This window comes from Synergistetes bacterium HGW-Synergistetes-1 (assembly GCA_002839185.1).
Classification (GTDB): domain Bacteria; phylum Synergistota; class Synergistia; order Synergistales; family Synergistaceae; genus Caenicola.
Genome location: PGXO01000003.1, coordinates 1 through 26,561 on the forward strand (window position 1 = coordinate 1; position 26,561 = coordinate 26,561).

Annotated in this window: 28 protein-coding genes and 1 tRNA gene; 7 read left to right on the forward strand and 22 right to left on the reverse strand. The window is 48.0% G+C overall.

Annotation, left to right across the window (positions count from 1 at the left end):
* The 3 genes from CVV54_02785 to CVV54_02795 form a co-directional block, all read left to right on the forward strand.
* Window positions 1-184 (forward strand): glycine/sarcosine/betaine reductase complex selenoprotein A (locus CVV54_02785; protein PKL04909.1); only part of this gene is annotated, 184 nt, incomplete at its 5' end.
* Window positions 185-540: 356 nt separating this feature from the next.
* Window positions 541-1,641, forward strand: coding sequence for a histidine kinase (locus CVV54_02790; GenBank protein ID PKL05046.1), 1,101 nt, complete (start codon window positions 541-543; stop codon window positions 1,639-1,641).
* A complete protein-coding gene (locus tag CVV54_02795) occupies window positions 1,642-2,289 on the forward strand; it encodes a DNA-binding response regulator (protein ID PKL04910.1) in 648 nt (215 codons plus the stop codon). It begins immediately after the preceding gene.
* Between the two features lie 255 nt (window positions 2,290-2,544).
* Here the strand turns inward: CVV54_02795 and CVV54_02800 are convergent.
* The 17 genes from CVV54_02800 to hydE all read right to left on the reverse strand — a co-directional run bounded on the left by CVV54_02800 (window position 2,545) and on the right by hydE (window position 16,507).
* Window positions 2,545-2,622, reverse strand: a tRNA-Pro gene (locus CVV54_02800).
* Between the two features lie 115 nt (window positions 2,623-2,737).
* A complete protein-coding gene (locus tag CVV54_02805) occupies window positions 2,738-3,028 on the reverse strand; it encodes a DNA-binding protein (protein PKL04911.1) in 291 nt (96 codons plus the stop codon).
* Window positions 3,029-3,126: 98 nt separating this feature from the next.
* A complete protein-coding gene (locus CVV54_02810) occupies window positions 3,127-4,443 on the reverse strand; it encodes a ribosome biogenesis GTPase Der (protein ID PKL04912.1) in 1,317 nt (438 codons plus the stop codon).
* Between the two features lie 65 nt (window positions 4,444-4,508).
* Window positions 4,509-6,302 (reverse strand): hypothetical protein, encoded by a 1,794-nt coding sequence (locus CVV54_02815; protein ID PKL04913.1) that lies wholly within the window; start codon window positions 6,300-6,302, stop codon window positions 4,509-4,511.
* On the reverse strand, window positions 6,302-7,519 hold the full coding sequence (gene coaBC, locus CVV54_02820) for a bifunctional phosphopantothenoylcysteine decarboxylase/phosphopantothenate--cysteine ligase CoaBC (GenBank protein ID PKL04914.1): 1,218 nt from the start codon (window positions 7,517-7,519) through the stop codon (window positions 6,302-6,304). Before coaBC ends, CVV54_02815 begins: the two co-directional genes overlap by 1 nt.
* Window positions 7,500-7,736 (reverse strand): DNA-directed RNA polymerase subunit omega, encoded by a 237-nt coding sequence (locus tag CVV54_02825; protein ID PKL04915.1) that lies wholly within the window; start codon window positions 7,734-7,736, stop codon window positions 7,500-7,502. The genes coaBC and CVV54_02825 overlap by 20 nt, the downstream gene beginning before the upstream one ends.
* The gene (locus CVV54_02830; GenBank protein PKL04916.1) at window positions 7,733-8,299 is read right to left on the reverse strand and encodes a guanylate kinase; all 567 of its coding nucleotides are present in this window, start codon (window positions 8,297-8,299) and stop codon (window positions 7,733-7,735) included. The genes CVV54_02825 and CVV54_02830 overlap by 4 nt, the downstream gene beginning before the upstream one ends.
* The gene (locus tag CVV54_02835; GenBank protein ID PKL04917.1) at window positions 8,296-8,559 is read right to left on the reverse strand and encodes a hypothetical protein; all 264 of its coding nucleotides are present in this window, start codon (window positions 8,557-8,559) and stop codon (window positions 8,296-8,298) included. The genes CVV54_02830 and CVV54_02835 overlap by 4 nt, the downstream gene beginning before the upstream one ends.
* 6 nt (window positions 8,560-8,565) lie before the next feature.
* Window positions 8,566-9,453, reverse strand: a complete 888-nt coding sequence (locus tag CVV54_02840) for a YicC family protein (protein ID PKL04918.1) — start codon at window positions 9,451-9,453, stop codon at window positions 8,566-8,568.
* 30 nt (window positions 9,454-9,483) lie between these two features.
* On the reverse strand, window positions 9,484-10,638 hold the full coding sequence (gene hflX, locus CVV54_02845; GenBank protein ID PKL04919.1) for a GTPase HflX: 1,155 nt from the start codon (window positions 10,636-10,638) through the stop codon (window positions 9,484-9,486).
* Complete coding sequence (locus tag CVV54_02850) at window positions 10,635-11,318, reverse strand: cytidylate kinase (GenBank protein PKL04920.1); 684 nt, start codon at window positions 11,316-11,318, stop codon at window positions 10,635-10,637. The genes hflX and CVV54_02850 overlap by 4 nt, the downstream gene beginning before the upstream one ends.
* 98 nt (window positions 11,319-11,416) lie before the next feature.
* Window positions 11,417-12,133, reverse strand: a complete 717-nt coding sequence (locus CVV54_02855) for an rRNA pseudouridine synthase (protein PKL05047.1) — start codon at window positions 12,131-12,133, stop codon at window positions 11,417-11,419.
* A 13-nt stretch (window positions 12,134-12,146) separates the two neighbouring features.
* Window positions 12,147-12,770: an SMC-Scp complex subunit ScpB gene (gene scpB / locus CVV54_02860; protein PKL04921.1), complete on the reverse strand. Its 624-nt coding sequence runs from the start codon at window positions 12,768-12,770 to the stop codon at window positions 12,147-12,149.
* The gene (locus CVV54_02865; GenBank protein PKL04922.1) at window positions 12,757-13,548 is read right to left on the reverse strand and encodes a segregation/condensation protein A; all 792 of its coding nucleotides are present in this window, start codon (window positions 13,546-13,548) and stop codon (window positions 12,757-12,759) included. The genes scpB and CVV54_02865 overlap by 14 nt, the downstream gene beginning before the upstream one ends.
* A 7-nt stretch (window positions 13,549-13,555) precedes the next feature.
* Window positions 13,556-14,551, reverse strand: a complete 996-nt coding sequence (gene trpS, locus CVV54_02870) for a tryptophan--tRNA ligase (protein ID PKL04923.1) — start codon at window positions 14,549-14,551, stop codon at window positions 13,556-13,558.
* Window positions 14,552-14,616: 65 nt separating this feature from the next.
* A complete protein-coding gene (locus CVV54_02875) occupies window positions 14,617-15,402 on the reverse strand; it encodes a Nif3-like dinuclear metal center hexameric protein (protein ID PKL04924.1) in 786 nt (261 codons plus the stop codon).
* A 73-nt stretch (window positions 15,403-15,475) separates the two neighbouring features.
* Entirely contained in the window at window positions 15,476-16,507 is a 1,032-nt protein-coding gene (hydE, locus tag CVV54_02880) for a [FeFe] hydrogenase H-cluster radical SAM maturase HydE (protein ID PKL05048.1), read from the reverse strand.
* Window positions 16,508-16,777: 270 nt separating this feature from the next.
* Between hydE and CVV54_02885 the strand changes: the two genes are divergently transcribed.
* Window positions 16,778-18,295, forward strand: a complete 1,518-nt coding sequence (locus CVV54_02885) for an FMN-binding glutamate synthase family protein (protein PKL05049.1) — start codon at window positions 16,778-16,780, stop codon at window positions 18,293-18,295.
* 146 nt (window positions 18,296-18,441) lie between these two features.
* Here the strand turns inward: CVV54_02885 and livF are convergent, their stop codons facing one another.
* From livF to CVV54_02910, 5 genes are all read right to left on the reverse strand, one after another.
* A complete protein-coding gene (gene livF, locus CVV54_02890) occupies window positions 18,442-19,155 on the reverse strand; it encodes a branched-chain amino acid ABC transporter ATP-binding protein (GenBank protein ID PKL04925.1) in 714 nt (237 codons plus the stop codon).
* The gene (locus CVV54_02895) at window positions 19,155-19,904 is read right to left on the reverse strand and encodes an ABC transporter ATP-binding protein (protein ID PKL04926.1); all 750 of its coding nucleotides are present in this window, start codon (window positions 19,902-19,904) and stop codon (window positions 19,155-19,157) included. Before CVV54_02895 ends, livF begins: the two co-directional genes overlap by 1 nt.
* Entirely contained in the window at window positions 19,904-20,893 is a 990-nt protein-coding gene (locus CVV54_02900) for a branched-chain amino acid ABC transporter permease (GenBank protein PKL04927.1), read from the reverse strand. The genes CVV54_02895 and CVV54_02900 overlap by 1 nt, the downstream gene beginning before the upstream one ends.
* A 5-nt stretch (window positions 20,894-20,898) precedes the next feature.
* Window positions 20,899-21,759, reverse strand: coding sequence for an amino acid ABC transporter permease (locus CVV54_02905; GenBank protein ID PKL04928.1), 861 nt, complete (start codon window positions 21,757-21,759; stop codon window positions 20,899-20,901).
* 71 nt (window positions 21,760-21,830) lie between these two features.
* On the reverse strand, window positions 21,831-23,096 hold the full coding sequence (locus CVV54_02910) for an amino acid ABC transporter substrate-binding protein (GenBank protein ID PKL04929.1): 1,266 nt from the start codon (window positions 23,094-23,096) through the stop codon (window positions 21,831-21,833).
* A gap of 342 nt (window positions 23,097-23,438) precedes the next feature.
* On the opposite strand from CVV54_02910, the gene CVV54_02915 reads away from it, so the two are divergent.
* The 3 genes from CVV54_02915 to CVV54_02925 are packed head-to-tail and all read left to right on the forward strand — an operon-like array spanning window position 23,439 to window position 26,559.
* A complete protein-coding gene (locus CVV54_02915) occupies window positions 23,439-23,696 on the forward strand; it encodes a phosphoribosylformylglycinamidine synthase (protein PKL04930.1) in 258 nt (85 codons plus the stop codon).
* On the forward strand, window positions 23,693-24,406 hold the full coding sequence (locus CVV54_02920; GenBank protein PKL04931.1) for a phosphoribosylformylglycinamidine synthase I: 714 nt from the start codon (window positions 23,693-23,695) through the stop codon (window positions 24,404-24,406). The genes CVV54_02915 and CVV54_02920 overlap by 4 nt, the downstream gene beginning before the upstream one ends.
* Entirely contained in the window at window positions 24,406-26,559 is a 2,154-nt protein-coding gene (locus CVV54_02925) for a phosphoribosylformylglycinamidine synthase subunit PurL (GenBank protein ID PKL04932.1), read from the forward strand. The genes CVV54_02920 and CVV54_02925 overlap by 1 nt, the downstream gene beginning before the upstream one ends.
* Window positions 26,560-26,561 lie beyond the last annotated feature (2 nt).

Below are 26,561 nucleotides of genomic sequence, written 5' to 3' on the forward strand. Positions count from 1 at the left end.
ACCACTTGCAGGAGTCCCGTTGGGACTCGCGGTATACCACGTGTTTGATGAAGAGATCCGTTCTGAATGCAATGAAGCGCAGTGGGAAGAACAGATATCTATGATGGAAATGGTACTTGAACCTGATGCCCTCGCAGCCGCGGTAAAGGGCATGCGTGACGAATTCAGCAAAGTCAAGCTTTAGAGAAAACTTAGCTCATCTTATCCCGGACAGAGGCGGCAAAGCAGATCCCCCGCCGCCTCTGTATTATATTCAAACAAGGCATAGAATAAAACTGTAAACCCTAATTTAAAAATAATATAAATGCAAGCAATAAATCATAAATTAGAAGATCAAACGGCATGGTAGGATTCGCCCATACCCAGGGGCACATCCCATCAGGCGTTCCATTCATAGGTCATGCAGACGCCGCCATAGTGGCCGGCGAGATGACTCGTGCATAGAAACAATTATTAGTAGTAACCTGCAAGATCAAGGATACAGATAAACATTTATGCGATAGAATATGATGAAAGCAGCAAGGAAAGTAAGGGATGGCTATGGAAAATCGGATCTTTACTTACAAAGATATATTTGAGCGTGTCTTTAATCCTATAGCCATCTACTTTGCTGAGGATACCGGCAACCCGTCCATTGAAAATATACGTTATGTAGACGTTAATCCTGCATATGAACAGGTCAACAGGATCAATAAGAAAGATCTGATAGGAAAAACCTTTACTGAGGTATGGCCTTCTGTCGAAAAGCGCTGGGGGTATCTGCTTGTAAAATGCGTAAAAACGGGAAAAGCCACACACTGTCAGGGAAAAAGCGCCTATACAAAAAAATACCTTGAAGCTATCTCATTTCCGCTGAACAATAATATGCTGGCAGCGATTTTTCTTGACTTGACAAAATGGAAAAATTCTGACGATCAACTGAAAAAATCGCAGACAAAGCTCCTTGAATACAGGACAAAACTTCGTAAACTGGCTACAGAGCTCACAGTCAGTGAGGAAAAGACCCGGAGAGAAATATCGATAGATATTCACGACAGTATTGGTCATTCCCTGCTGACGCTTCTACTGGATTTGAACAAACTGATGGAAGACCCTGGACTTTCAGAATCCTCAAGAATCCAAATAAAAAAAAATATTGCATCAACAGAAAAGATGATCGCCGAGAGCAGACAGCTGATATTTGACCTCAGCCCGCCTATACTTCTTGAGGTAGGTCTGGCACCAGCGATAGAATCCCTTGCGGACAGGATGCTCGTACCTCAGAAAATATCGTGGGAAATGTCCACCAGAGGCAATGCATCACAATATAATGCCGATGATAAAGTGTGCATTATATTGTATCGTATGACAAAGGAGCTTTTCGCTAACGTTATAAAGCACTCTGAAGCGTCCATTGTAAGCATCCGTATAAACAGAGGACCTCACGGCATTCAGGTTGTCATTGAAGACAACGGCAAAGGCTTGTCTAAAAAAATCAGCAGGGATGGCACTGCCTCCTCAGGCCTCGGACTTTTCAGTATAAGGGAACGTCTTATACATATTGGCGGGGAGATGCAGATAATATCAGAAAATGGAGGCACGACCATATCTATGCTTGCACCGCTCCATCTTAACGACAAAAACACAGGAGGATCTGAATAAATGATAAGAATACTGCTTGCTGATGACCATGTGCTTTTTCGCGAAGGGCTTAAAAGCCTTCTTACTAAAGAAAGTGATATGGAACTTGTCGGCCTTGCCTCCAACGGCGAAGAAGCAGTAAAAATGGCGGATAGCCTAAAACCGGAGGTTATCCTCATGGATGTCACCATGCCAAACATCAACGGCATACAAGCAACTGAAAGAATAATGTCAAATCATGACGATATTTCAATAATAGCACTCTCGATGCACAGTGATAAAAGGTACATCGTAGAATCTCTTAAGGCTGGGTCCAGAGGATATATTCTGAAAGAGAGTTCTCTACAGACTGTATTGCAGGCAATAAAATCTGTTATGGCAGGCAATATATACTTATCCTCAAAGGCCTGCACTGTTATTGTCGAAGATTATTTAAAGCTTATTAATAATTTGGATGAAAGCACATCCCCTCTCCTTTCCCCCAGAGAGAGAGAGGTACTTGTACTCCTTGTGAAGGGGCACAATAGCAAACAGATAGCTGATGTTCTAACCATAAGCAAAAACACTGTAGACACACATCGCCGCAGAATACTTGATAAGCTTGGCTGTGAAAGTGTTGCAGAGCTCACAAAATATGCGATCCGCGAGGGTTTTTTGACGCTGGAATAGCCCTAAAAAGCTAAAAATACTATTTGGGAGCTGTCCTGTGAAATCGGTTTGCAACTCAAAAACAGATAATTGTCCATACGTGTCTCAGATTTTCTTGGTCTTTAGTGCAAAAATAAATATCCCGGATTTCTGGACGTTATCCAGGTCCGGGATGTTTGACGCTTACCGATTACCGCAAAACAGCATTTCTTCAATTTACATACTGCATAAAAAAAGATCCTCGCCTTGCTGGGTGAGGATCTTTCGCTGTTATATTGGTCGGGATGAGAGGATTTGAACCTCCGACCACCTGCACCCCATGCAGGTACGCTAGCCAGGCTGCGCTACATCCCGTAAGCAGGGAGTATAATAACCCGCTATAAGCTTTTGGTCAAGTAGTGCAATAAAAAAATCCCAACAAAAATCGTCGGGATTTTTTATGTTCCCAAAAACCTAAAAGATATAAAAACTACTTCTTCTTGCTGTTAACTGCTTCTTTGAGGGCCTTGCCTGCGCGGAAGACGGGAACTTTCTTTGCAGGGATCTGGATGACTTTCTTGGGATCCTGAGGATTACGGCCCTGACGAGCGGCTCTCTTCTGGACTTCAAATGTTCCAAATCCTACGATCTGGACCTTGTCTTCCTTCTTAAGGGAACCATGGATACCTGCAAATACTGCGTCTACAACTTCTGCGGCCTTCTTCTTAGTGATTCCTTCGACAGACTTTGCTACGGCGTTGACGAGATCTGTTTTTGTCACCTTCTGCCACCTCCTGACAAGATTGACACTGCTAGAGCAGTTCACTAGCATTTATACCGATAAAATCCGCTCAGGTCAAGTACTTTTGGGAAAATCGGCTAATTTTCCGTTCTGTTTCTCATAAAAATCTTTATTGGTACGCCCGAAAAATCCGCCATCGATCTTAGACAGTTTTCCAGGTGGCGCTTGAAAGATTTTGAGCAGAGCTCAGAGTCATTGACAAAAAAGATGAACGCGGGCGGTGCTCCGTCCGCCTGAGTGCAATAGTATATTTTTAGGCTGTGGCCTTTTCCGTCGCCCGGCATCCTCTCAAATATAAGGGTCTCTTTGACCAGTCTGTTGAGCTCAGAGGTGGGTATCCTTCTTCTTCTGTTCTCTTCGACCTTCATGATAAGAGCCGGGATCTTGGAGATGCTTCGACCCGAGTTGGCTGAAATAAAAATTTTCGGCGCATGGGAAGCGAAAGGCAGCTCGTCCTTGAGCAGTTCTGTCATCTTGTCCCCAATCTTTTCTTCTCTTGGTGCAAGGTCCCACTTGTTCATTACGATTATGAGTCCCTTGCCCCTTTCGAGGACCTGGCCAATAAGTCGCTTATCCTGTTCTGTTACGGGATCCTGAGCATCAAGGAGCACAAGCGCAACATGGCACCTGTCTATCGCCTGGTATGTCCTGACGTTGGAATAGTATTCAAGGTCAGTGTTCACACGGCTTTTGCGCCTGAGTCCCGCAGTGTCGAGAAATCTCATTTTAACTCCATCGGTTTCTACAACCGAGTCAACTACGTCACGGGTCGTTCCGGCCATTTCGCTTACCATTGAACGCTCTTCTCCGGCTATTGCGTTAAGGAGGCTTGATTTACCCACGTTGGGCCTCCCAACGATCGCAACTCTTATGTCATCTTCCTCTGACTCAACGTCGTCCGGCGGAAGTTTTGAAACTACAGCGTCGAAGATCTCGTCGAAACCTGTATTGTGCTCCGCGCTCGTCGCTATAACAGTATCAAAACCAAGAGAGTATGCCTCGTAGAGCATCTCATCTTCCTGTTTCTGGTTATCAAGCTTGTTCATTGCAATTATGACGGGCTTGCCGCCTTTCCTGAGCTTTAGCGCGATATCCTTGTCCATCGGGGTGATGCCCTGCCTGCCGTCAAGCACAAAGATAACTGCGCTGCTCTCGTCAAGTGCCAGATCCACCTGCTTTGCGATAAGATCCATAAAGGGGTGGTCAACTTCAGACATTATTCCCCCGGTGTCAACAACGTAGAATCTTCTGCTGGCCCATTCGGTCTCGCCGTAGATCCTGTCCCTTGTCACACCTGGCTGGTCATCTACAATTGCAGTTCTCCTGCCCACCATTCTGTTGAAGATGGATGACTTGCCTACATTAGGCCTTCCAATTATTGCTATTATTGCCATTTTATTCTCCTTGCCGGCATATGGCTGCTTTTATAGTATGCCATTTGATTTTTGTCCTCCCCGTGTCAGTCAAGCTTTATGCTGACCCTGGGAATCCCTGATCTGGTATTTTTTATGTCAAAATATGGTGCAAGTATCTTCCTAAGGGCATCAAACCTCTTTGTCCTGACCCAGATCTGGTCTGATCTCTCTTCAGACTCCCAGTATTCAAAATCTGCCCGGTCAAGATGTTCTGCAAGGCCATTCCTCTTGAAAGCCGGAATGTCTATCTTGAGCATTGGCACATATGGAGGAAGCTCCCATTCTCTGCGTTCTTTCAGCTCCCTCTCCCAGAAATACCCCCATCCGATTCCAAGAGCCTGCTGCCAGGTCTTATCAGGCCTTCTGCTCTGTATCACTATTTTTCTTCTGTCAGGCTCTTTTCCCCTCCATGCGGATTCCCACATTAAAGAAAAAGCCCTTGCTTTTGCATCATACTCCTGTACTCTGGCTTCCGCATCCGCATCTATCCAGCCAATGATCTCCGGTGAGATGTCGTCAGCAAGAGAGATAATTTTTCTCGTTCCAAGGATCACTCCTCCGGCGGGGTACTTTTTAAGTATCGATTCCCCTGAAGGCATCTTTGATCCTTCCTCATGAAAAAGGATCACATTTTTGTCCCTGAAAAAAAAATGACTCGCTCTTTCTTCCAGTGCCTCAAGCCCCGGTCTCTGTCCCTCAAGGAACGGGCCCCCGCATGACGGGCACTTTTCAGGAACAGGATCTCTTTTCCCGCAGTCAAGGCATTTGAGTGATTCTGATCTTCCTTCCCATCTCATGACTCCAGCACATTTAGGACAGCGGACCGGCGATCCGCAGTCTTCACAGAAGATCTCTCCTGCGTAGCCCTTGCGGTCAAGGATCCAGAAAGCCCATTTTCCCTTTTCAAGCGTTTCTTTCGTCTCCCTTATAAGAGGTCTGCTGATGGGGAGAGTATCCTTTATACCATCAAAGTCATACGAAGAGGAATCTTTCATATCTACAAATATCAGCCTATCCCTGAGCCCGCTGCGACTGAGTTTTTTACCGCTCTGCAGGAACGCCTTTGCTGAGGGCATTCTTCCGCCAAGGACAAGGTCGGCCCCTGCAAAACTTGCTCGTGCTGCCAGTATCGTCCTGTGGTGGAATTCAGGGTGTTTCTGAGTTCGCCATGCCCCGCTGTTTTCTTCGTCCACAATTATAGTCGAGAGTCCAGATATCGGAATAAAAGATGCCGTCTGACACCCTACGGCAAACCTTATCTCGTTTTTCCTGGACCTATTCCAAAAATCCCACTGTTTCGCTATTGACAGATCAGTCCATAGGACACCCTCATGCTTCAGAGAGTCGGGCAGTATGTCCCAAAATCTTTTTGCTGCTGATACCTCAGGAAATACAACTATCGCCGCACGTTCTGATGCAGCGAGGATATCGCGATATGCGTCCATTCTATGCGAGTCTCTGGGTTCGTATACATATTTTACTGATGAGGATCTTCGGACAGGCTCATAAACTGTTTCTTCCAGCGGTTCTCCGCTGAGGAACCTGGCCGGCAATAAGGTCTTAGCTGCCATTCCGGTACCCACGAACCATGTCTTTCCGAACCAGCTTATAGTCCGCCACAGTTCATCCGGCAGAGGGGGGATTTGGTCTATTACCTCTTTTATTCCTTTAAGTTCTTCCGGCCCCTTTGTCCCTGAATTATCTCCTACGATCAGTCCAACTCTGGAAGAACTTCCTAAAGGAATCCTGACCCTGGTCCCGTACGGCAGGGCACATGTATGTGTATAAGAGAGATCAGTCCACCACGGTCCCGGGACCGCGACAGATAGTGTCTCCATTATTCTTTATTTTTTTTTCTGATGACAGCATCGAGCAAAGAGTCGGCAACGTCGTCTTTTGTACCTGAAAACTCGACCTCTGACCCGCCTTTTGTCATTATCATCAAAGAGTTTGTGTCCGATGCAAATCCGGCTCCGTTGGCGAGTACGTCGTTACAGGCTATCATGTCCAGGTTCTTTGCTATCATCTTCTTCCGGGCGTTTGCTATAAGATCCTGGGTCTCAGCTGCGAAACCTACAAGCATCTGCCCTTCTTTTTTCATCCTGCCGAGCTCTGCTGCAATATCCTTGTTCTGGACAAATGTCACAGTCAGCGGTTCACCGTCACGCCTCTTGAGCTTCTGTTTCATCTCTTCTTCCGCTCTAAAGTCACCAACAGCAGCTGCTTTGACGATGATGTCCATTTCAGGGGCTTCTTTTATGCATGCCTCGTACATCTGCTCGGCGGATACGACATCTATCACTCTTACTCCTTCGGGACGCGGTATCGATACCGGTCCGGAGACAAGAGTCACATCAGCCCCTCTGTACCATGCAGCTTTGGCTATTGCATAGCCCATCTTCCCGCTGCTTGGGTTGCTTATATACCTTACAGGATCTATGTATTCGTGGGTGGGGCCAGCTGTTACCAGAACCTTCATGCCCCTCATGTCCTTTTTCGGAGAGAGGGCATTCCATACATGTTCGTAAATCACCGAATTGTCAGGCAGCCTGCCTTTGCCCTCATAACCACATGCAAGCATTCCGCTGTCAGGGTCCACAACCGTATGTCCCATGGCTGTGATCTTATCGATGTTGGCTTTTACAGCAGGGTTCTGGAGCATGTTCGGGTTCATGGCCGGGAAAATCACAAGAGGACTTCTGTTGGCCAGCATCGCTGCGCCCAGCAGTGTACTGCCGTCTCCCTGCGCGCATGTGCGCAGGCAATTTGCCGTACATGGGGCTATGACAAATACCTCTGCCCACTCTGTAAGAGTTATGTGAGGGATCTTCCATCCTTCTTCAGCAGAAAGAAAATCTTTTTCTCGCCAGACCTTTCTTCCCGTAAGGGTCGAAAGGACAAGAGGACTCACAAACTCTTCAGCAGAGCCGGTGAGAATTACCTCTACCTCGCAGCCCTCTTTTCTCCAGCCACGAAGGATATCCGGAGCTTTATAGGCAGCGATTCCTCCCGTTACTCCGAACAGGATCCTTCTGTTATGCTTCCACGGGCTCATTGGGATTCTTTTTTGGAGAAGTATCTACGAAGGTATACTTTATCCTGCCCTGCGTCAGATCCTCTACTGCCCTCGTTATAAATTTTTCGTCATAACCGCTTATAGCTCCCTTTCTCTCGCTAAGCTGGCGAGCACGTGCGGATACGACCAGTGTCAGAATGTATTTGTTTGGGATGTCCCTGTTTTTGTAAATTTTTTCCAGATCCATAAATATCATATTGAACCCTCCCGGTATTTTTTTACTATTTTAATGAAATCCTCAGCCGCTTTTTCTATTTTGTCGTTGATGATCATGTGTTCATATTCCTCCGCATGACTCATTTCCGTCTTCGCGTTGCTGATCCTGAGCTTCAGCTCTTCCGGTCCTTCAGTCCCTCTCTTTTGCAGTCTTCTGACAAGCTCTTCGAATGAGGGCGGCTGGATGAATATCATTACAGCCTCAGGCATTTTTCCCTTCACCTGTGATGCTCCCTGGACATCTATCTCAAGAAGTACATCTTTGCCCTGCCGGAGAATCTCTTCGACAATGTCTTTTCTTGTCCCGTAAAAGTGTCCATGCACATTTGCCCACTCAAGAAACCTGCCTTCATCGACCATCTTTTTGAAAGAAAGTTCATCCATGAAAACGTAGTTGACACCGTCTCTCTCTCCGGGCCTTGGTGCCCTGGTTGTGCATGAGACCGAATAGGCTATATTGTCGAGTTTTTCAAAGACTCTTCTGAGGACAGTCCCTTTGCCGACTCCTGCCGGTCCGGAAAGAATATAGAGCCTGCCTCTCATTGTTTTTCTTCTTTACCTTCCTCACCTTCGAAACGACCAGTTATTGTTTCAGGCTGTATTGCAGACATTATTACATGCCTGCTGTCCATTATCAGGATCGCCCTGGTCTTCCTCCCCTGTGTGACATCAACCAAAAGTCCGGCCTCCCTGGCCTCTTCCTTGAGTCTCTTTATCGGGGCAGAGGACGGGCTGATTATTGCAACTATCCTGTCCGCTACGACCATATTCCCAAATCCGACGTGCACAAGTTTGTAATTCATTATCATCTACTCCAGGTTCTGAATTTGTTCGCGTATACGTTCCAGCGCAGCCTTTGAATCTACTGCAAGCCATCTTATCTCCGCGTCGGATATTTTGGAATCAAGTGTGTTGACTTCGCGGTTCATCTCCTGAACAATAAAATCAAGTTTACGTCCCGATGATTCCGCATCTTCACCTGTGGATCTGAATTTGGATATATGGCTTTTGAGCCTGGCTATCTCCTCGGATACGTCCCACTTGTCCGTCATTACCACTATCTCCTGCATCATCCGGGATTCTTCCAGCTTGCCTCCGAGAGTATCGAGCATTTCCGTTATCCTCAGCCGGGTGGTCTCAAAGGCTTGGTCCCTTGCCGGAAGCCATTTCTCCTCAATAAGGGCCGAAAGCCTTTCAAGTTCTGCAAGGTGGGTGAGAACCTCTTCTTTAAGATGTTCTCCCTCTGTCTCCCTCATCTCCTGCCAGGAGCTGAGGCCCAGTTCTATCAACTCGCTGAATGAAGCCTCCAGTTCCTCTGCTTCGGCGCTCTCTTCAAACCTGGGGATGTCAAGGACACCGGGAAGCGTGACAACGCTCTCCAGCTGAAGATCTTTTGCCTGTCCAAGCATTCGCTGTATCTGCATCAGCTCTTCGCAGTAGGATGTCATGATATCTTTATTTATCCGCCCCATCTTAAAAGAGGACGCCCACAGGACATCCATCCTGACTTGTACCTTGCCTCTGCGGAAACCCTTACGGAGCTTCTGGTGAAACCATGGTTCCCAGCTTGAAAATTCCCTGGGAAGCCTGACATAGATCTCCTGGTATCTATGGTTGACGCTCGACACTTCCAGGCTTACTGTGCCCCAGGATCTCTGGATCTGTGTTCTGCTGAACCCTGTCATGCTTACATACATAAGATCACATCCTGTCTCCTCTGGTCGGCTTTATTGAGCATGTGCAGCTTCCAGCCTGCTCTCATTGTTTTCCGTAGTGTGTTTTTTCACCGCCGCAAGGAGATCCTCAAAACCTTCGCCTGTAAGGGCGCAGATCTTTACGGTCTCTTCGCCTCTCGCACGCAGCTCCATTGCTGTAAAGTCCGCTTCTGATCCGGTCTTGTCTATCTTATTCAGTACTACTATCCTGGGCAGATCATCTGCTTTGAGCTCTTTTAGTGTATGCAGTACTATGTCCATATTTCCGACAGGATCCTTGTCCGCCGAGTCGATCACCAGCAGGAGCAGATCGGCGCCTGACACCTCTTCAAGTGTTGCCCTGAATGCTGCCACAAGTTCAGGGGGCAGCTTGCGAATAAATCCTACCGTGTCTGAGAGAAGAAAACTTCCGCCATCCCTGAAACTGATCTTTCTTACTACAGTGTCAAGTGTAGAAAAAAGCTGATCTGCCGCTAATATCCCGCAGTCTTTTGAAAGCGACCTCAAAAGGGTGGATTTGCCGCTGTTCGTATAGCCTACCAGTGCGGCGGTAAACGCTCCGTCCTTTTTGCGTCTCTCACGTCTGTCCCTTCTTCTGTCCTTGACAGCTTCCAGACGCGAAGTGATGCTTTTCATACGTCTTTCGAGCTTTCTTCTGTGCCTTTCGAACTCCGTTTCCCCCGGGCCCCTCGTTCCTATGCCTCCGCCTGTCCTTGACATCTGATGGCCGAGACCTTTCAGGCTCGGTATCTCATATCTGTACTGGGCAAGCTCTACCTGGAGTTTGGCTTCTGCGGTGTGGGCTCTGCTTTCGAATATTTTCATTATTACAAAAGCCCTGTCCCAGACGGTCATGGAGGTCAGCTTCTGAAGGTTGCTTTTTTGCGTCGGGCTCATGAAGTCATCTACAACAAGAAGAGTCGCTTCTGATTTCTGCGCGAAATCCTTTATCTCCTCTGCCTTGCCCGAACCTACAAAGCTGGCCGGGTCAGGAGTGTTCCTTTTCTGTATGACCCTCGCCATGGTTGGTATACCCAAATTTTCCAGAAGCATTACCAGTTCATCAAGCGAAACTTCAGTATCGTCTGCGCTGTTGATATCGACTCCGCAAACTATTGCTTTTTTGGGTTTTATTGAAAGATCAATGGATCTTTTCTGCCTGCTCAATTCTCTTTAGTATCTCCCAGTTCTCTGACTAAACTGACGATAACGTCAGTGACTTCTTCGATAGTCATTCTTGTGCTGTCCAGTATCACGCAGCCGGCTGCGGGCCGCAGGGGGGCTATTTCCCTGTTCATGTCATAGAGGTCTCTTTCGTTGACATACTTGAGTATTTCCCCATAGTCTGCTTTTTCGCCACGGGCAAGCCTCTCCCGATAACGGCGTTTTGCCCGTTCTTCCGCATCCGCTGTAAGGAATATTTTTAGATCGGCGTTTGGAAAAACAACAGTACCCATATCTCTGCCGTCTGCAACAAGGCCATTGGCAGCCTGTTCTCTCTGCAGTCCTATAAGGGCATCCCTGACAGGCTTGAGCGCAGAATAAGACGACACTGAAGCATCAACGTCGGGTGTGCGGATTTCGGCAGTTACATCGCGACCGTTAACCGACACCCTGCCGTCTGATAAAGAGATCGATATCCCGGTCAGGACGGCCTCTATCTTATTCGTTTCTCCGGGAGCTACAGACCGGTCTTTTAAAAACCATGCCACTGCCCTGTAGATAGCACCTGTATCAAGGTAGGGAAGCCCAAGTTTCTCTGCAGCGATCTTTGCTACAGTACTCTTGCCTGCCCCTGCGGGTCCATCTATCGTTATAACAAGCGTACGGACAGTTTTTTCATTCATTTGAAAACTCCCTCACATGGCTGATGGCAACACAAAAACTTTCCGGGCCTGATATTTTGGACCGAAACTTTCATAAAGAGACATCTTTTAAACTCTTATTATACTATCTTTCCGTCTTTAATATAACTCCAAAGTTCTTCCCTACTGACTGAAATATAGCTGCCAGTAGTCAGCTCTCTTAGTTCCAGACTGCCTATCCTTCGCCTTATAAGCCTTCTGACATCATTACCGAGAGAGCGTACCATTAGGCGTATCTCTCTTTTTATTCCCTCTCCCAGTACCACTTCAAACCAGCATTGAAGCGGGCTGCGTCCGATCCTGCGTACTGAGATCGGCTTAAGGAAGAGTCCTTCGCATTCCACACCTTTTGTCCACTCTATGAGTTTCTCTTCCGGCAATGGTTTCCTTAGTTCGACTTCGTAGGTCTTGGTTATTCCTTTTGAAGGATGGATGAGTTCCTGGGAAAACATCCCGTCATTTGTAAGGATCATAAGTCCCTCGCTCTCCCTGTCCAGCCTGCCGACCGGGAAGAGACGGTATTTGTCCATCTCAGGCGGGAGAATATCGATCACTGTGCGCTCCCTGCTGTCTTCAACTGCGCTGAGTATCCCGCACGGCTTGTTGAAGATCAGATATTTCTGCTTGACAGGCGAGATTTCTTTGCCTTCGAACAACACGACATCCGACTCTGTGACCTGCCTTCCCGGCTCAGTCACCACTTCTCCGTTGATACTGACCTTTCCGGCCAGGATGTGTTCTTCAACTTTACGCCTTGCGCCGATCCCGCAAAGGGCAAGATACCTGTTCAGTCTGATGCTGTTATTAGATTCACTCATCGTTATCATCTTCTTCTGTCCGGTTTTCCGCTCTTTCGAAGGGATCGAAAGCAGCTTCTTCTGTCCTGTAATCTTTGAGCTCGTCAAGCGAGGGCAGTGAATTTATCCCCGCAAGGCCAAATATCTCGAGAAACCGGTCAGTCGTTCTGAAAAGCAGAGGAGAACCAACGCTTTTTTTTCTCCCGGCTATCCTTACAAGTCCATGCTTCATAAGGGTATCTACTACCCTGTCACATCTTACAGAACGGATATCCTCTATCTCAGAACGTGTGACAGGCTGATTATATGCAATTACAGAGAGGGTCTCAAGGGCGGCTTTGCTGAGCCTGACCTTCTGCAGTGATACAGAGTTTGAGAATGCTTCGATCGCTTCGGCAAGGTCAGGCGATGTCGCCATCTGCCATCCGCCCGCGACAAAAAGGATAGTCAGACCGTGTGATCTTGCATATGTATCTTTCAGAGTTTTCACAGCTTCATCCACTCTGGTTTGTGAAACTCCAAGATATGATGCTATCTCCTGGCTGGAAACAGGCTGAGGAGAGACGAACAGCATAGCCTCGACCTGCCTCTCCAGAAGACCCGTCACGCTATTTTCATTTTCATCAAACTGCTGCAACTAGAACATCTCCCAACGTTTCTGACTGAGTGATCCTTACCATTCCAAGGCGCGACATTTCGAGCAGGGCAAGCAGCGTAACTATCAGTATTTTTTTATTCCTCTCCTCGAGGAGGTCCCTCAGCGAGAGTTCCTTTTTCCTTATGCTGCGCAGAAGTTCTTCCATCCTCTGCTCCACCTGCCGTTCCTCAGGAATGGCATCGGGGATATCGTCCCAGATAGATTCTTCACAATAGTCGCCTAAATTTCTTTTTTCATTGTATCTGTCAAGCAGCTGCCACCAGAGGGAAGCAAGTCCGTAAAGGTCACCAAGATCATAAAAGGGTGTGCTTTCCTCGTCAGCGATCCTTATAAAAGAACGTTCTCTCTCTCTTTGAAGCGATGCCAGGTATGCCGCTGCGTTCCTGTACGGCCTGAAGATCTCGATCATCCTCCTGAGCTCTTCTTCGTCGGTGTACATGTCCTCATCCAGAATATCTTCGTCTTCATCAGCGTCACGCTGGGCGGGAAAAAGCGAATGGACCTTCCTCAAAAGGAGTCTGCTGGCAAAAGAAAAAAACTCGGCCATTTCGTTAAGTGAGGTACGTTTGCTGTTCACAAGAAACCTTACATACTGGGATACCAGCTCAGTCAGGTTAAGCTGAGCAGGATCCATCTCCCTGCTTTCGACCAGATGGCACAAAAGGTCAAGCGGACCGGAAAAAGCCCCGAGCTGAACCTCGAAACCCCTCCGGTCCTCTTTTTCGTTTTTAGGTACTGCTTCGAACTGTTCTGTCAACTTTTCCTCAATGAAGAAGTCCCATCGCCTTGTATACGTCTTCCATAGTCTTTTCCGCTACTGAGCGCGCGCGTGCTGCGCCTGACTCGAGGATCTGCATCAGGTCGTCCTCGCGTTCTTCGTAATAGGCCCGGCGCTCCTGTATCGGCCCCATCATTTTTTCGAGGTGCACCATAAGTTTCTTTTTGCAGTCAACACATCCGATACCCGCAGTCATACATCCCTCGTGTATCTCGGACATCTCCTGCGCATCCCTGTTGAAGAATTTATGTATATCCCAGACAGGGCACTTCTCCGGTGTCCCGGGATCGGTCCTTCTCTCTCTTGCGGGATCTGTTGTCATTGTCCTTAGTTTTCCCCAGATAGTTTTCATGTCATCTGCTATGTCGAGCGAGTTGCCGTATGATTTGCTCATTTTACGTCCGTCAGTACCCGGCATTTTGGCAGAAGGCGTCAGCAGTGTCTCAGGTTCAGGGAATATATCCCCATAGAAGTGGTTGAACCTTCGCGCGACTTCTCTTGAAAGTTCGAGATGGGGTCCCTGGTCTTCTCCCACCGGAACCGCCCATGATTTATAGAGCAGGATATCGCCTGCCATAAGCACAGGATATCCCAGAAAGGCATACGTGGAAAGATCCTTGTTCTGTAGGTTAAGTATCTGCTCTTTGTATGTCGGACAGCGCTCAAGCCATCCAAGAGGGGTTATCATCGAAAGGGCAAGGTGTATCTCGGCATGCTGCTTGACATGCGACTGGATAAATATCGAAGACTTCTCAGGATCCACCCCGACCGCAAGCCAGTCGAGCAGGATCTCCCTGCAGTTTGCCCTGACTTTGCTGCAGTCCGCGTAATCCGACATCATAGCATGCCAGTCAACTATCCCCCAAAAACAATTATAATCGTTCTGGAGCTTGACCCAGTTGATCAGTGCGCCTGCCATATGGCCATAATGAAGTTTGCCGGTCGGCCTCATTCCGCTGAATATCCTCTTTTTTTCGTTCATTCATTCCACTGTCCCTTCTAAAGTTACGCCGGCCCCTGACAGGGCGGCAAAATATGCTGATTATCCTACAGTATAAATTTTTCTCTGTCTGTTTCTGGGATCAACTCAACGATGAGTCCCGTCTCTTTTTCAATTATTGATTTTAGCCTTGGAAGGCTGGCCCTTTCCATCTCTCCATGGTCGACATCGATAAGTTTGAGACCGCGGTTAAGGGCATCCTGTCTGTTGTGGTATGACATATCGGCAGTAACAAAAAGGGAAGCGCCCTTCTCCTCGGCCTGCTGCCACATGTCTCCGCACGAACCGCCTCCCAGAGCGATCTTCTTGATCAAAGCGGACTGACTGCCGTATCCTGTGCATGATGAAAGGCACCATCGTTCTTTTATCAGTTTCATTACAGTCTCGAAAGGCATAGGCATCATAAGCTCTCCAACAGATCCCATTCCCCATGAGGAGGATCGGTCAGTCGGTGGTATCAGAGGTTCTATTTCATCAAGGCCAAGCAGTTCTGCAAGGATAAAATTGACACCCTCGGGAGATGAATCCCAGTTTGTGTGAGCAGCATATAATGAAAGGCCATTTTTTATTGCCGATACCATTGCTTTGCCGGCTGGTCTGTCAGGTATGATATTCTTTATAGGTCTAAAAATGATGGGATGATGCGAGACAAGGAGCTGGCAGCCTGAGTCAGTGGCCTTTAAAACTGTATTTTCAGTCACGTCAAGGGCAATGCCAGTCTTTACTATTTCCGAATCAGGATCTCCCACAAGCAGTCCGGAGTTGTCCCATTCCTCGGACCATGCGAGGGGCATTCTTTTTTCAATAAGGCTTACAACTTCGCTCAGTTTCATTATGATCCTCCCATTTATCGCAGCTTTTCTATTCTAATATACCCGGGCTGACCAGTCAAAGAAGATAAAAAAATCAGCTGTAATCGCCTCGTTCAATTGGTATTTCATACCCTATTCCTTCGATTTTCTGCCTTACATAGGCCAGACTCTCTAAAGGATCATCAGACGTGCCAATTTTATTGTCGTAAAGCATGTAATTCTTACGGGCTTCCAGCGGCGTAATATTTGGCATAACCACATTCGCTCCTGCAAGTATCCCCTGTTCCCTGCCGTCGGATCTTACAGTTCCCAGAGCAGTGGTGGCAGGCAGAAGCACCCTTGGGTGCATCAGTCTGACAAGGCTCAGCATGAAGAGAGAGTCCTCTGCGCTTCCGGCAGGGCGATCCCTGAAAGGGGTGTCCCTGTGAGGTATGAAAGGACCGATACCTACCATTTGCGGACCGAATTCTTTCATGAAGAGAAGATCGTCCGCAAGGTTCTCTTTTGTCTGGAAGGGAGATCCGACCATCAGGCCGCATCCTGTCTGAAAACCGATCTCCCTGAGGTCATAAAGACACCTCTTCCGTTCACTCAGTGTTAGAGCAGGTGGATGGAGCAGCGAGTAATGTGAATCACAGGCCGTCTCATGCCTAAGCAGATACCTGTCCGCCCCTGCGTCAAAGAGCCTTTGATATGAGCTTCTCTCTTTTTCCCCGAGCGAGAGGGTAATTGCGCAGTTACTGTATTTGTATTTGATGCTGCTTATTATTTTTACCAGAAGGTCGTCTGTGAAATAGCTGTCTTCTCCGCCCTGAAGGACAAAAGTCCTGAACCCTGCCTCATATCCCCAGTCGCAGCAGTAATAGATCTCATCCTCCGAAAGCCTGTACCTGACCGCATTAGAGTTGCTTTTTCTTATGCCGCAATAGTAACAGTCGTTCCTGCAGTAATTGGATATCTCCACAAGTCCCCTTGAATATATCTTTCTGCCAAAGATAGACAGAGAAACATCCCGTGCCTTGTATGCCGCGTACTTCCTGTCTCTCTCACTGAACGAAGAAAGAAGTTTTACAAGTTCTTCTTTTGGTAGTTTGCTCTCGGCAGCAAGAATATCTATCCTGGTCATGTTGTCCATATGATCAATTTTCCTTTCAGATCTGCAGTATGTGAGTGCAATATACTATTCTATAATTTATACAGCTTATCCAGCTGGTGAGTTTAAAGTGAATCCTATCACGGACGATTTGTGCCTGCAATGATAAAACAACTAATTTTCCCCTCAGACATTCATCAAAAAAATCCTTTTTCTCTGACCGGCTGCCTCTGTTGTCCAACAATGTTTGACAATGATTCCGACGTCATACGATAATGATGAGAAGAAAGGCAGATGATGTATATGTCATACAGCCCCAACATGAGTTCAGGTTTTAACTCCACCAGACTACGCACTCCGGACCATTCATCCTGTTCAGGCATGTGCTCCGACTGCGTACAGGAATGCCCCGCCCTCTGCGAGATCGGACTCTCCGCGATAAGGGGAACGGAGGCGGCATATCCTGCGAATCCAAACGGAAGCCAGTTCGCATCAGAGAAAAAATATCCCATTGATTTTTCTGATTTCAACATCAACGGCAGGGTTTTCGGTGCACAGGGACTACCCGAGGATGCTGACATAGCCCATCCTCTCAGCGTTGACCTTTCCTGCAGTTTTGGAACGGCGCATCCTGTAATGCAAAAAATACCGGTGATACTTCCTGCCGTAGCAAAACTGGACTGGCAGGACTACTACGCGGGGGCCGCAATGGCCGGGGTCACAGCGGTCATAGGAGAGGCTGTGGTCAATAAGGACAGCGGAGCTGAATTTTCCAACGGAAGGCTGACCTCTTCTCCGCTGATAAAAGAAATGGTCTCACGCTTCAGGATCTACGGCAGGGGTTACGGCGACATAGTGCTGCAGGCAAATTTCGATGACCTCTCATATGGGGTTCTTGAATATGCGATAGAAAAGCTCGGAGTAAAAAGCGTAGAGCTCAAACTCGGACAGGCGGCAAAAGGCATCCAGGCTGTTTCAAATACAATATCACTTGAAGAAGCAAGAAAGCTAAAATCAAAAGGACGTCTAGTTTTCCCTGATCCGGATTCTGAAGATGCAGAAAAACTTTTGGCCTCCGGTTTCAATCCCATATTCAGAACTATGGGGCGTCTTCCTATGTACAGTGAAGATCACCTTGTCAGCAGCATAAAAAGGCTTCGTTCCTGCGGCGCAGAGAGGGTGATGCTTAAGATCGGCGGCTATGACAGGAAAGATCTGGAACTGGCACTGAAAGCGGCGTCAGAAGCATCTGCCGATCTGGTGACATTCGACGGAGCAGGAGGAGGCACGGGAAACAGCCCCTGCAAAATGATGAATGAATGGGGACTCCCGTCATTGTATCTTGAAAGCATCGTATGGGACATTCTGGATAAAATGAAAAAAGATGGCAGACCTATTCCCTGCGCTGCAATTACCGGTGGATTCTCACTCGAAGACAGTGTTTTCAAGGGCCTTGCCTATGGCGCTCCATACATCTCACTTGTGGGGCTCTGCAGGGCACCCATGGCAGCTGCCATGTTCTCAAAAATGGTCGGGGATGGGATCAATAAGAACGATGTGCCTGCTTCCGTCAGAAAGTTCGGATCGACTTTCGAGGACATATATCACGACATGCAGGATCTTTATATTATTTACGGCAAAAATGCGGATAAGTTCCCTGCAGGAGCGAAAGGAGTATTTTCATACCTCAACAGAGTATCTTTCGGCCTGCGCCTAATGATGGCCCTGAACAGAAAATTCTCTCTCGGATACATTGACAGGACAGATCTGATACCTCTGACGGACGAAGCAAAGAAACTGTTGAAAGGACCGTGGCTTTAAGTCCGGACTTTTGCAGGCGATCCACTCTTTAAAAGCTTTCTCTGAGAACAGAAAATATGTATTATTTAATAGAGATCCGGCCGGTGACCCTTATGTGGGACACCGGCCGGATACTTAATGATCGAATATGCTTATTTGACTTAAATTTACATGCCCATGTAGGCTTTGCGGACTTCTTCGGAGCAGAGAAGCTCCTGCGATGTACCTGAGTAGACTATTGTTCCTGTCTGGATGACATACCCTCTCTTTGCTATTTCAAGGGCCTCCTGGACCATCTGTTCCACAAGGAGGATAGTGACGCCCCTCTTGTTTATCTCAATAACAGCCTCAAATACTCTCTCTACAAGGCTCGGCTGCAGACCGAGGGACAGCTCATCAAGCAGGATAAGTTTCGGTTTCGACATGAGTCCTCTCGCGATAGCACACATCTGCTGCTCTCCGCCGCTCATAGTCTCCGCTGTTTGATCCCTGCGGTCTTTTAGAATCGGGAAAAGTTCGTACATCTCTTCCAGACGCTCATCTATGACCTTTCTGTCCTTTGTCGCAAACGCCCCAAGCTCAAGGTTTTCACGAACTGTCAGTTTTGAAAAAAGACGGCGTCCTTCAGGCACGTAGCTAAGTCCTTTTTTAATGGCAGCTGATGCAGGTGTCTTTGAAATGTCCTCTCCCATAAAGCTTATCGTACCGCTTACAGGGTGCATAAGCCCTGCGATCGTCCTCATCGTAGTGCTTTTTCCGGCGCCGTTTGCACCAATTATGGCGACCAGTTCACCCTCGTTTACTTCCAGTGATATCCCGTGGATGACCGGTACCGCGTCATAGGCACAGTGTATGTTTTTTACCTCTAGCATCGCTGACATCACTGTTCCTCCTTACAAACCCTTAGTCTCTTTGCATATTTTTCGCCGAAGTATGCAGTTATTACTGTGGGATCATTGACCACAGCCTGTGGACTGTCTTCCGCGATCTTTTTGCCGCTGGCAAGGACGACGATCTTATCCGCAATAGGCATTATTGCCTCCATGATGTGCTCAACCATCAGGATCGTAACGCCTTCCTGTTTGAGTCTTACGATGACCTCAACCATCTCTTTTACCTCAGTAGAGGTCAGTCCAGCTACAGACTCATCCAGAAGGAGCAGTTTGGGGCCGGTTGCAAGCGATCTTGCCACTTCAAGCCTCTTCTTGTTGCCTATTGTAAGCCCGCCTGCAAGCTTGTCCCGGAGATCTCCGAGGAAACAAAGCCCCAAACAGTGTTCAGCAACCTCGTTGGCCTTTGCTGTATCGCTGTATCGCATGTAGGCACCTACAAGTATATTTTCGTATACCGTCATCTCCTTGAGCGGCCTGACGACCTGAAAAGTCCTTGCCAGCCCAAGACGGGCCATCTTCCACGAGGGATAACCGGTAACATCGCGGCCGTCGAACAGTACCTTTCCTTCCACCGGTTTGTAGAGACCTGCAACGCAGTTGAAAAGAGTCGTCTTGCCCGCTCCGTTAGGGCCAATAAGACCTACTATGGTCCCCTCTTCTACATCAAAGGAGACATCGCTGTTGGCAAGCAGAGATCCGAATTTCATGGTCAAATTTCTGACTTCAAGCAGTGCCATCAAGCGTCACCTTCTCCCTTTGCAACTTTTCTTTTTGTAAAGTATCTTATCAGTCCCATTATCCCGAGAGGCTGCTTGATCATAACGATGATTATTATCAGGCCAAATATCATCAGGTCAACGCCTGCTCCAAGGTGGGAAAGATATGCGCGCGTGTATTCCTGAAGCGGGATAAGGACAAGTGCTCCGAGGAATGGCCCCCAGAATGTCCCAATACCTCCAAGTATCGTTATCAGAACAAATTTCATGGACATGTCAAGAGACATTACCATGGGCGGATCAACTCGATAGTTGTACTGAGCGAAGAAAGCACCGCAAAGTGCTGCCAGTGAGGCGGAAAGGGCCATCGCAGAAAGTTTTACAACAGTGCTGTTGACGCCCAGTGATTCAGCAGTCTCCTGTCCTTCGCGCACAGCTCTGAGATAGTAACCCATCCGGTTTTTCTCTATCCATCTGACCAAGCTGAAGACTAGGATAAAAATCGCAAGCGCGCCGAGATAGTATCCGTTCTTGGTGTCTGACCACGAGAAATTTTTCCATCCGTCAGGCAGTATCGGGTAGTCAAGCCCCAAAGCTCCGCCGATGGTATCCCAGATCATAAAGAGACGGTTGAATATCTCAACGATCGCAAATGTGGCAATTGCGAAATAGTGTCCTTTCAGCTTGAAGCAGGGATAGCTGATCACCACAGATACCGCTGCTGCTGCCAGCATTCCAAGCGGCGCTCCATACCAGGGCAGGGTGTTGAAATTCACTACCGCAAGAGCTGCTCCATAGGCTCCTATACCAAAAAAGACAGAGTGACCGAAGGAAGTCTGCCCGCAGTATCCGCTAATTATGTTCCATGACTGTGCCATCGCCGCATAAAGCAGTATCATCGTCGCGACGTGGCCGAAGAAGGATCCTCCTATTACACCGGGAACAAAGGGCAGTATGAAGGCGACAGCAAGGAATCCGTACCAGAGTTTGTCTGTTTTGTTTTTAAACATCGCCGTCACCACCCAAACAGACCCTTAGGTCTGATCATTATTACAACAAGATAGATCGCAAAGACCGCCACGTACTTTACGACCGCAGCTATATAGAAACCGGCAAAGGATTCCACAAGTCCGATCAGCAGTGCCGCGAAGAGTGCGCCGGGAATGCTTCCAAAGCCACCAAGCGCAACTACTACGAATGCGATGAGGCTGAAAAGGCCTCCGACTTCAGGATGCACTGCAAGATATGTAGTCATAAGTCCGCCCGCTACGCCAACACAGGCGCCGCCAATACCAAAAACGAGCAGATAAATATTTTCCGTGTCGATACCCATAAGCTCAGCTGCTTCCTTATCCATGGCAGTCGCCTGGATCGCCCAGCCCACTCTGGTCTTTTTGATCAGCCAGTAAACGCCGAGGAGCACTGCCAGCGAGAAGATGGCCGTAACAAGCTGAGGGACGGAAACTATTGCTCCGGCGAAATGGAATGTCTTGCCTTCCATTATTGTGCCTGAGAGCAGACGGAAATTAGGGGTAAAACGATTCATGCAGAAATTTTTAAGGAGCATCGAAAGACCAAACGTCGCAAGCAGAGGTGCCATAGCAGCTTTTCCAAGGCTGTTCTTGATGATCAGCTTATACGTAAGTGCTCCAATAAGGAATAGGAATATTCCACCTGCTATCCAGGAGAAGAGGGGATCTATCCCCAGTATCTCTCCTATCCAGTAGCAGAGATACATTGCAACCATAAGGAATTCCCCATGTGCAAAGTTGATAACATCCATTACTCCCCACATCATGCTGAGTCCGGCTGCAACAAGCGCATACAAAAGGCCGCTGAGGATCCCGTCTATTAAAACCTGAACAAAGTTGCTCACTGTAAAAACCTCCCTAAAAGAGGCGGGGCAACAGATCGCCCCGCCTCATAACGCCTAAGTTTTAATATCGACTAGCGTTTGTCCCACGGGGTCATGGGGAAAACGGGCTCCGCTTTCTGGTACTTAAGCGGGAATACTGTTTTGTAATCCAGGTCCTTTATCTGTGTGATAACGCTGAGAGCATGAATGTTCTGTCCGCCTGGCTCAAATTTCACTTTTCCGCTGAGGGACATTACTGATGGGAATTCTTCTGTTCTGAGGATCTGAGCTACCTTTTCGGTATCAAGCGATCCGGCCTTCTCTATCGCCTGTGCGAGCACGAAGAGCATTACACCTTCCTGAATGGAGTCACTGTCAAAGGGCTGGTTGCTTCTGGGTGTATAGTACTTCTTTTCGATCTTGATCGCTTCAGGCATAAACTTTTTCGCAAGCTCAGGTGAGTATCCCATCCCGCCCATGAAGTGGTTGCCGTCTCCGGCAAGTTCCTTCTGGACTGCGGGGTTCTGATATCCGGTGCAGTAGTTGAGGGCTATCTTCGGAAGCCAGTTCACCTGTTTCATTGTGCGAACCCAAAGTGAGTAGTCTCCGCCGAGGGCCGCTCCGAATACTGCATCAGGATTTGCAGCTTTGAGTGTCTGGACTTCACTGTTGAGGTTTGTCGCACCGTTGTTGAAGGGAACGTCTGCTACGACCTTAAGTCCTGAATGCTTCGCAGCCTTATGGGCTTCTTCTGCAGCATGCTTTCCGAACTCAGTGTTCTCGTAGATCAAACCAAGAGTCTTGATACCAGCTTTCTTTTCTTTGTTGAGATATTCGATGTACTCAACAAATTCCTTTGATTCGATGGCGTCTGTCGGAGCGTGACGGAAGAAATACTTATAATCACGCTCTGTGAGGGCAGCTGAACTTGAGCATCCGCACATGAAGATCTTCTTTGCACGTTCGGCAACTGCGCTCGCCGGTTTGGTGGCTGAGCTGTTGTAGCATCCGATGACAGCAAAGACTTTCTCCTGATTGTAAAGGCGCTCGGCTTCAGATTTGGCAACGTCAGGTTTGCCCTGGTGGTCAGCCTTGATTATTTCGATCTTATATCCATCGAGAAGGCCTTCTTTCGCTGCAAGAGGAGCGTTGATATCCGGGTTCTTCTTGTTAATGACATCTGCCGCAGCAAGAACCGCATTTACGCAGTTCTGCCCTGAAACAGCCGCCGGACCTGTGAGTGGGAACAGTACGCCTATCTTGATGACCTTATCAGCTGCTAAAGCTGATGAACAGATTATCAAAGAGAGGGTCAGAACCATAAGTACCGCGATCGTGGAACGCTTTCTGAGTTGCATTGAAAATCGACCTCCTGTAATAAAGATTAAGATACGACAACCAGAATTATCTGGTGTATCAGTGACATAATTATTATAGTTAATCAAGTAACAAGATGTCAATTTTTTGTTACATTTCACATTTGTTGTAACCCAATTCAAAGCCTTGCGGCAGAAGGAATAACCATTATTTTTTATAAAAGCCCGCATTTTCGTTTTAGTGAGGGACTTCCGTATTTTTTTGTGTTTTTTAAGATATAAGACTTAATTAATGTTGACATTTATTTTATTGAAGGCTATATTATGAACTAGCTGGTGGACAATTTTTATTAAACCAACAAACAACTTAAGGAGGCCGACTGTATGATCTTTCAGGCTGAAGTACTAATAACACCACGCGAGGGTGTACTGGACACACAGGGCAAGGCAGTTGAAAAGACCCTGACTCATCTTGGATACAAGGGAGTCGACGAGGTAAGGGTAGGTAAAATAGTAACGATGAAATTGGAAGCGAACACGAAGCAGGAGGCAGTAAAAATACTCGAATCCATGTGTTCCGATCTTCTCTGCAACGATCTTATAGAAACCTTTAGTATATCAGTCAAGGAAACAGTGCGATGAAAACTGCTGTAGTTGTCTTTCCCGGGAGCAATTGTGACAGGGATGTCCAGCGGGCTGTCAGTGAATCAATGAAAACAGCTGTGGACATGGTATGGCACGAAGAAGAAAACTTCAGCGGGCAGCCGGACCTTGTGATCCTGCCCGGAGGCTTTTCATACGGGGACTATCTCCGTTCCGGGGCGATGGCAGCAAGATCACCCATCATCAAAGCTGTGAAGGAACATGCGGCCCGAGGCGGACTTGTGCTCGGGATATGCAACGGATTCCAGATACTTACAGAGACAAAGATGCTGCCCGGCGCGCTCCTTCCAAACACTTCGCTTACCTTTATATGCAGCAGGTGCTATGTTCGGGTCGAACAGACCGATAATAAATTCACCTCCGGCCTTAATAAGGGAAAGGTGCTCCAGTTTCCGATAGCTCACCACGAAGGACTCTTTTTCCTCCCTGATGACGAACTGAAAAAACTTGAAGACGCAGGACGCGTAGTCTTCAGGTATGCAGACCCCGATACCGGAAAGGCAGGCGCCGAATACGCGCCTAACGGCGCATTGAACGGCATAGCCGGGATATGCAGTGAAAAAGGAAACATACTCGGACTGATGCCTCATCCCGAACGTGCTACGATCCCTCATCTCAGCGGCGGGACAGACGGAATCAGGTTCTGGGATTCTATTGCGAAGGCTTTTAAAGAAAGAGGTGCATGCTGATGGACTATAAAAGCGCCGGTCTTTCAGACTCGGAATATAAACGCATAAATGAACTTCTTGAAAGGGAGCCCAACCCCCTTGAGACGCAGCTGATCGGAGTAATGTGGTCAGAACACTGCAGTTATAAATCGACCAAGAGGCTTCTTAAGACATACCCGTCGAAGGGAAAATACGTTCTTCAGGGACAGGGAGAGAACGCGGGCGTAGTTGATATGGGAGAGGGATGGGGCTTTGCATTTAAAGTCGAGAGCCACAACCATCCATCCGCTGTAGCTCCTTTCCAGGGAGCTGCTACCGGTGTAGGCGGCATTATCAGGGACATAATAGCCATGGGTGCCCGGCCTTCGGTCTCGATGGACGGACTATTCTTCGGAGACCCTTCGCTTAAAAAAACAGAAAATCTCTCCAAGGGCATAGTTGAGGGGATCGGCGCATACGGCAATGCAGTCGGAGTACCCATTGTAGGAGGAAAGACATTCTACTCACCCTGCTACACGGACAACCCCCTTGTAAACGCTTTCAGCGCAGGGTTCGTCCGTCTTGACAAGATGGCAAGCTCACAGACAGCCAAGAAGGGAGACCTTGCAGTACTCCTGGGCTCAAAGACAGGACGTGACGGGATCGCAGGTGCTTCATTCGCCTCCCGTGAACTTGATGAGGACTCAAAAGCAAGCAAGCCCCAGATACAGATAGGCGACCCATTTGAAGAAAAACTGCTTATTGAATGCTGCATGGACCTTCTCGACAAAGGCCTTATCGCTTCAATGCAGGATATGGGTGCCGCAGGCATTCTCTCATCTTCCAGCGAAATAGCTCACAAGAGCGGATGCGGTATAGACATAACCGTTGAAAAGATCCCTCTCAGGGAAAAGGGAATGGCTCCGTGGGAAATATTCCTCTCCGAGTCACAGGAGCGTATGCTTCTGATAGTTGAAGAGGACAAGCTTGATCCTGTCTTCGCATTGGCAGCTCATTACGGGCTGGACTGCGCAGTAGTCGGAATGATGACTGATTCGCACCGTTACAGGGTCTATGAAAATGATGAACTTATCGCTGACCTTCCTACATCCATACTGGGAGACACACCGGAAGTGATATGGCCGTCAGCAGAACCTGCAGATATCAAGGAAAGAGGCACAATGAACACCTCTTCCCTTATTTCAAAAGATCCTGAGACTGACCTCCTCTCCCTGGTCAGCTGCCCAAACGGAAGAAGCAAGCATAAGATATGGGAGCAGTATGACTCAATGGTCCAGCTGCATACCATCGAGGGACCGGGGGCTCCTGCAGCCGTTGTTGAAGTGCCTGAAACAGAGAGGGCATGCCTGCTTACTATGGAAGCTGAGCCAAACAAATGCTGGACAGATCCTTACACAGGCGCCTCCGAAACAATGGCCCTCTCTCTGAGGGGTCTATGGATCTCCGGAGCAGAAGTTCTGGGAATGACTAACTGTCTGAACTTTGCCTCTCCGGAGGCACCTGATAAATTCTATGAACTCGAACAGTCGATCAAAGGGCTTGCAGACACATGCAGAAGCCTTGACTGCCCCGTAGTTTCAGGAAACGTCAGCCTCTACAACGAGACAGCAGGCGGACAGATCTGCCCCACCCCCCTTGTGGTGACTGCCGGACTTATTAAAGACAGAAACAGACGTCTTGCATCAGGAAATGCGGGTACCGGCGACATACTCTACATCGTTGGGGATCTTTGCGGTTCGCTGGGGGCTTCGCGCTACCAGGTAATGAAAAACGGCAAACCGGCTGGCAAAACTGTCAGACCTGATCATGACAAGGAAAAGTCGTTCCGGGAAAGGGCGATGAAAACCGCTGCTGACGGAGCCGCGTCTTCCGGACGGGCTGTAGCCGGCGGAGGCATTGCAGTTGCACTTGCAAACGAAGCGATAGCTACAGGCAGGGGGATCAATGTCAAAATAAGCTCATCTCTGACCGCTGAAGAGCTCCTCTTCTCAGAAGGCGGAGCACGAGCCATATATGCCGTTCCCAAAGAAAAAGCTCCTTCTTTTGAAAAGATATGGGAAGGTTTTCCCTGCGCAAAGATAGGAACTGTCGGGGGAGAAAAGTTTGAATGGAAAGATATGTTCAGCCTTGATCTCTCAAAACTGAAAAAGGCCTTCACGGAGGGCTGTTTCTAAAA